Source organism: Rhodanobacter thiooxydans LCS2 (genome assembly GCF_000264375.1).
Lineage (GTDB): Bacteria > Pseudomonadota > Gammaproteobacteria > Xanthomonadales > Rhodanobacteraceae > Rhodanobacter > Rhodanobacter thiooxydans.
Window position 1 is genome coordinate 1 of record NZ_AJXW01000066.1, and the last position, 6071, is coordinate 6071.

The following is a 6071-nucleotide window of genomic DNA, read 5'->3' on the forward strand; positions in this document are numbered from 1 at the left end:
CATCGCCCGCTAGCGGGCTCCTACAACCACTCATGGGTTCCGATGACCACCGAATTCCGCCCGCCCAATCTGGCATTGAGCACGATCGGCCTGTCGCTGGCCACGTTCATGCAGGTGCTGGACACCACCATCGCGAACGTGTCGCTGCCGACCATCGCCGGCAACCTCGGCGTCAGCAACAACCAGAGCACCTGGGTAATCACCTCGTTCGCGGTGAGCATGGCCATCGCGCTGCCGCTGACCGGCTTCCTCAGCCGCCGCTTCGGCGAGGTGCGGCTGTTCACCGCCTGCACGCTGCTGTTCGCGCTGACCTCGTTCCTGTGCGGTGTGTCGCAGAGCATGGGCATGCTGATCCTGTTCCGCGCGCTGCAGGGCGCGGTGGCCGGGCCGATGTACCCGATCACGCAAAGCCTGTTGATCGGCATCTATCCGCCGGCCAAGCGCGGCATGGCGCTGGCGCTGCTGGCGATGGTGACGGTGGTGGCGCCGATCGCCGGGCCGATCCTGGGCGGCTGGATCACCGACAACTACTCGTGGCCGTGGATCTTCTTCATCAACGTGCCGATCGGCATCTTCGCCAGCATGGTGGTGGCCAACCAGCTGCGCGCGAAAGTGGAGAAGACCGAGCGGCCGAAGGTCGACTACGTCGGCCTGGTCAGCCTGATCATCGGCGTGGGCGCGCTGCAGATCGTGCTGGACAAGGGCAACGACGAGGACTGGTTCAACTCCACCTTCATCATCGTCACCAGCGTCGTCTCGACCATCGGCATCGCGGTGTTCCTGATCTGGGAGCTGACCGACAAGGACCCGATCGTCGACCTGCGCCTGTTCCGCCACCGCAATTTCACCGCCGGCACCATCGCACTGACCCTGGCCTACGCCGCGTTCTTCGCGATCGGCCTGCTGGTGCCGCTGTGGCTGCAGCGCAACCTCGGCTACACCTCCACCTGGGCCGGCTTCGCCACCGCGCCGATCGGCGTGCTGCCGGTGCTGCTGACCTTCTTCGTGGGCAAGTACGCCACCCGCTTCGACCTGCGCACGCTGGCCTCGATCGCGTTCGTGGTGATGGCCGGCACCTGCTTCATGCGCTCGGACTTCTTCATCGGCATCGACTTCTACCACGTGGCGATGGTGCAGCTGTGGCAGGGCCTGGGCGTGGCGTTGTTCTTCATGCCGGTGCTGACCATCCTGCTGTCGGACCTGCAGCAGAACGAGATCGCGTCGGGCTCCGGCCTGGCCACCTTCCTGCGCACGCTGGGCGGCAGCTTCTCCGCCTCGCTCACCACCTTGCTGTGGGAGCGCCGCGCGGTGACCCACCACGAGCAGCTGACCGAGCACATCACCGCCTACAGCCCGACCGCGCAGGCCGCGCTGCACCAGATCGGCCAGGGCGACCAGCAGGCCGCCGCCGGCATGCTCAACGACATCATCACCCAGCAGGCCTACCAGATCTCGTTCAACGAAGTGTTCCACGCGCTGGGCTGGATCTTCCTGGCGCTGGTGCTGGTGATATGGCTGGCCAGGCCGCCGTTCACGCCGAAGGCCAGACCGGTCGCCGGCGGCCACTGAAACCGGCGGCAATCACCGAAACGAGCACGGCCCCGAACGGGGCCGTGCTCGTTTTCACGGATCGGCATGCGCCAGTCAGATGTCGAAGGCAACGCCGACCAGTGCCATCGTCTCGCCGGTGTTCGGGCGATGCAGGCCGCCGTTGGAGATGTGCCGGAGCGCCACGCTGAAATGCTTCGCCTGCCAGCCCAGTGTGCTGACGAACTGGTAGTGGCTGGAGAGCGCGTGGGTGGTGCGGTTGGTGGCGGCCAGTTGTTCGCTGAAGAACAGCGGCTGGTACCAGTCGCCGGCGTCGCCGAAGTGGAAGCGTGCACCGGCGGCCAGCAGCGCTACCGAGTCGCGCATGGTGTAGCGGCCGTTGTCGTTCGCCAGATGGCGACCATCGATCCAGCCGAGCGAGACATCCGGCGACCAGCTGAAGCGGGTCGTGCCGATGCGATGCTCGTCGAACACCGCCTCGACGAAGGCGGTGTTCGTACCGTGACCGTTCGAGTTGCTGCGGCCGGCCTGCACTTCGAACCGGGTGGCGGTCGCCGGCAGCGCGGCGGTGACCAGGGCCAGCACAAATGCGCTGCGGATGAGGGGATGAAGAGACATGGGGAGGCGACCTCGCGGTAGTGATTCTTTTTGTGTACCGCATAGTTTACTAAGCAGTCCGTGCCGAGCGAAGCCCCGACCTGGGTCGATTTCGGCAACAGATTGTTGCGCCCACGATGTCAAAACCCCGGCACGATGGCCGGGGTTCGGTGATGGCACGGTCAGGACGGTTATTTTCTGCTGCCCGCCAGCTGCAGGGTCGGGCTGTCCAGATCCAGCGCGGTCGACTGCAGCAGCGCGGCCTGCGGATGCGCCTTGCGGATGTCAGCGGCGAACTGCGCGGCATCGCCGACCACCACCACCGTGGCGGCGCCGGCAGCCAGGTGCTGCTTCGCGTACTTCTCGATCTGCTTCGGCGTCACCGCCTGCACCTTGGCGATGTACTTGCCGATCTCGTCCAGCGGCACGCCGTACACCGCCAGCTCGCCGACTCGTTCGGCCAGGCCTGCGGTGGTCTCCAGGCTGCGCCCGTAGCCGCCGATCAGGGTAGCCTTGCGTGCGGCCAGCTCGTCGGCGCCGACGCGGCTGTCGCCCAGGCGCTTGAACTCGCCCAGCACCAGCTCGACCACCGGCGCCGCAGATGGGTTCTTGGTCTGCGCAGAGGCCAGCCACAGGCCAGCATCGCGCAGCGGCTGGAACCGGCTGCCGGCGCCATAGGACAGGCCGCGCTTGATGCGGATCTCCTCGTTCAGCCGCGCCGAGTACGACCCGCCGAGCACCGCGTTGGCGAGCGTGCCCACGTAGTAGCCGTCATCACTGCGCGACGGCGCGGCGTGCGCCGCGACCACGCCGGCCTGGCCAGCGCCGCGCTGGTCGATCAGCAGCACCGCCGGCAACCGGCTGACGGCCTTGCCCGCCGGCCGCGCGGGCAGCGGCGTGGCCGGCTTGCGCCAGTCGCCGAAGCTGGCCTCCGCCAGTTGTTGCGCCTGCGCCGGGGTGATGTCGCCGGCCAGCACCAGGATCGCGTTGTCCGGCCGGTACAGCGTCGCGTGCAGCCGCTGCACGTCGGCGCGACCGATCCGTGCAATCGAAGCCGGCGTGCCGCCGCGCGAATGGCCGTACGCGCCGTCGCCGAACACGCCACGGCTGGCGGCGAGCGAAGCAAGCGCGGTGGGCCGGCTCAACGTCAGGCGCAGATCGTCGAGCGACTGCGTCTGCGCCCGCTTCAACTCCTCCGCACTGAAATCGGGTTGCCTGACCACCTTGGCCAGCAGGCCCAGCGCCTGCGCCAGTTTTGGCGTGGTCACGGTAATGCCGACCGCGCTTTCGTCCCAGCCCGCGGCGGCATCCAGCGAGCCGCCCAGCGCTTCGGCGGCTGCGGCGATCTGCGGCGCGCTCCTGCCGGCGGCACCCTTGCTCAGCAGGTTCGCGGTGAGGTCGGCCAGGCCGGCCAGCGACGGCGGGTCCATCTCACCACCGCTGCGCACGATCAGCTGCGCAGTGACCAGCGGCAGGCCGGCGCGGCGCACGCTGACCACCTGCAGGCCGTTCGCCAGGGTTTGCGCCGTCGGCGTCGGCACGCTCAGTTGCGGCGCCGGGCCGGGCGCGGGCGGCGTGGCGGGGAACTCGGCGGCCGCGACGTTGCCGGCGGTAGCCATGATGGCCGTAAAGACGGCCAGACGGCAGGCGTTCTTGCGGCGGCTCATTTCGCTTCTCCCGATGCCTTCGCTGCGCCGGCGGGTTGCGGCAGGTAGTCGATGGTGACGCTGTGCGCGCCGGTGACGTACTTCTGCAACACGCGGTGCACGTCCTGCTCGGTGACTTTCTGCAAGGCGGCGAGGTCGGTGTTGGCGCGTTCCGCGCCGCCGTCGATCAGCGCCGCCTGGCCCAGCGCGAAGGCCAGGCCCTGCGCGGTTTGCCGTTGCTTCAGCTCGCTGGTCAGCAGCTGCGTTTTCACCTTGTCCAGCTCGGCGGCGGGGATCGGCTGGGTGGCCAGCCAGATGACCTCCTCGTGCAGCAGCTTCTCCGCCTGGGCCGGCTGGTGGCCGCTGGCAAGGATCGCGTAGGCGGTGAACAGGCCCGAGCCGACCCGGCCGTCGGCGTCGGCGCCGGCCTGCTGGGCCACCTGGTGACGGTACACCAGCGACTGGTACAGTCGCGAGGAATCACCTTGCGCCAGCAGTGCAGCGGCGACCTTGAGCGGGATGCTGTCGGTCGTGTCAGAAGCCGGCGGCAGCAACCAAGTGATTGCCACCGCGGGCAGCGGCGCGGTCTCGCTGGTGACGGTGTAGCGCAGGTTCTTTCTGCGCTGCGGCTCCTGCACGGTGACCTGCGGGATCGGCGTGGCTGGCTTGGGAATCCAGCCGAAGTACTGGTCGACCCAGGCGTCGAGCTGCTTCGGGTCGAAATCGCCGGCCACGATCAGGGTGGCGTTGTCCGGTCGGTAGAAGGTTTTATGGAACGCGATCACGTCCGGCAGCGTCGCCGCGTCCAGGTCCTCGATGCTGCCGATGGTCGGGCGCTGGTACGGATGCACCGTGTACGAGTGCGGGTCGATCGCGTTGAACAGCTTGCCGTATGGGTTGGCCAGCACGCTCTGGCGGTATTCCTCCTGCACCACCGCGCGCTCGGACTTGAAGTTGGCCTCGTCCACGTTGAGGTTGGACAGCCGCTCCGCCTCGGCCCACAGCAGCGTCTGCAGGTGGTTGCTGGGCACCACCTCGAAGTAGTTGGTGACGTCGTCGCCGGTGGAGGCATTGTTGGCGCCGCCCACGTCCTCGGTCAGCCGGTCGAACTGCTCGGCGTGCATGTGCTTGGTGCTCTTGAACATCAGGTGCTCGAACAGATGCGCGAAACCCGAGCGCCCCTGCGGGTCGTCCTTCGAACCGACGTGGTACCACACCTGCACCGCCACGTTCGGGCTGGCGTGATCCTGCACGCTCAACACCTGCAGGCCGTTCGGCAAGGTGCGCTGGTGGTATGCGATCGGAGGAATGGCCAGCTCGGCCGCGGCCACGGCCACGGGCGGCGCGGCCAACGCGGTCAACAGGACGAGCGGAGCAAGCAAGGCAGCCGGACGCAGACGCATGGGCGATCCCTTCGGTGGAAAGGGGTCAACCTTAGCAAGTCCGGCGCAGGCGTACAGCCGGGCGGCTACTGCCGGCAGCGGGATTCTTCGGCGCCGTCCGGTGGCTGTGTGTGATGTGGCAAAACAAGACCTGAGGTTATTTGATTGAACACGGCATAAATTTCAACGACCCTATCTTCTTGTATCTTATTTTCTCAAGATCAATTGAATCACTCCAAAACCAATTTTCTTTTACGCCCAATTTAGCCAGTGGGTCATAATAGAGTTCGGTCACTCCACTGCTCGCCTCGTAACTAAATGAAATCCAGCCACCATAGGTAGTACTCAGAAGAACGTCATTCGAGTCATGTGGTGTAAGCGCCATAAGAAACGAATCAACGCCATTCCCGCTCCATCTATAATCACCTATATCATGGCAAAGAAAAGGAACCATGATTGCGAACAGAGATCCATATTTCTCACATCTGATATGTTCGGTAGAGCAGCTTTCTGCCAAATAGTACTTCCCCGCAACAAATGTACAGGAATCCGTCAGGGAAATGCTATCTCCATAGCCATTCACAAAAACATGTTTCTCCAAAGATCTCAGCGACTTGGCCGCACACCCGCAACAACATGCGGACACCACGAGCACAGACCATCCTACGATTGCATTTAGAAGCCTCAATTTACCGACATCCATACTTGGATACCTTGCGAAAAAAACGAAATCTCGGGCGAGAACAAAGGGGACGAACAAAGGGGACGGAGGTAATTAAAAGGCGCTTGCCTACTCGTAGCCGGCGCCATCGCTGGTAGACCGGCTTAGCCTACAACCACATGCCGGCGACTGCTTCGTTCCTTGAGGGTTCGAGCATGCCCCGTTTACCACGACTTG

4 protein-coding genes are annotated in these 6071 nt (G+C 65.3%); 1 reads left to right on the plus strand and 3 read right to left on the minus strand.

The genetic code is table 11. The features are described from left to right. Positions 1-42 precede the first annotated feature (42 nt). Positions 43-1569 carry a DHA2 family efflux MFS transporter permease subunit gene (locus UUA_RS13125; RefSeq protein WP_008437655.1) on the plus strand — a complete coding sequence of 509 codons (1527 nt, stop codon included), beginning with the start codon at positions 43-45 and terminating at the stop codon, positions 1567-1569. A gap of 75 nt (positions 1570-1644) precedes the next feature. Here the strand turns inward: UUA_RS13125 and UUA_RS13130 are convergent, their stop codons facing one another. The 3 genes from UUA_RS13130 to UUA_RS13140 all read right to left on the minus strand — a co-directional run bounded on the left by UUA_RS13130 (position 1645) and on the right by UUA_RS13140 (position 5194). Further along, complete coding sequence (locus tag UUA_RS13130; protein WP_039954040.1) at positions 1645-2166, minus strand: acyloxyacyl hydrolase; 522 nt, start codon at positions 2164-2166, stop codon at positions 1645-1647. A 170-nt stretch (positions 2167-2336) separates the two neighbouring features. Then, positions 2337-3812, minus strand: a complete 1476-nt coding sequence (locus UUA_RS13135; RefSeq protein WP_039954042.1) for a M16 family metallopeptidase — start codon at positions 3810-3812, stop codon at positions 2337-2339. Next, positions 3809-5194 carry a M16 family metallopeptidase gene (locus UUA_RS13140; RefSeq protein ID WP_039954043.1) on the minus strand — a complete coding sequence of 462 codons (1386 nt, stop codon included), beginning with the start codon at positions 5192-5194 and terminating at the stop codon, positions 3809-3811. Before UUA_RS13140 ends, UUA_RS13135 begins: the two co-directional genes overlap by 4 nt. Positions 5195-6071 lie beyond the last annotated feature (877 nt).

Coding starts and splice junctions, on each gene's coding strand:
- UUA_RS13125 (WP_008437655.1), top strand. CDS start 43: ATGACCACCGAATTCCGCCCGCCCAATCTGGCATTGAGCACGATCGGC.
- UUA_RS13130 (WP_039954040.1), bottom strand. CDS start 2,166: ATGTCTCTTCATCCCCTCATCCGCAGCGCATTTGTGCTGGCCCTGGTC.
- UUA_RS13135 (WP_039954042.1), bottom strand. CDS start 3,812: ATGAGCCGCCGCAAGAACGCCTGCCGTCTGGCCGTCTTTACGGCCATC.
- UUA_RS13140 (WP_039954043.1), bottom strand. CDS start 5,194: ATGCGTCTGCGTCCGGCTGCCTTGCTTGCTCCGCTCGTCCTGTTGACC.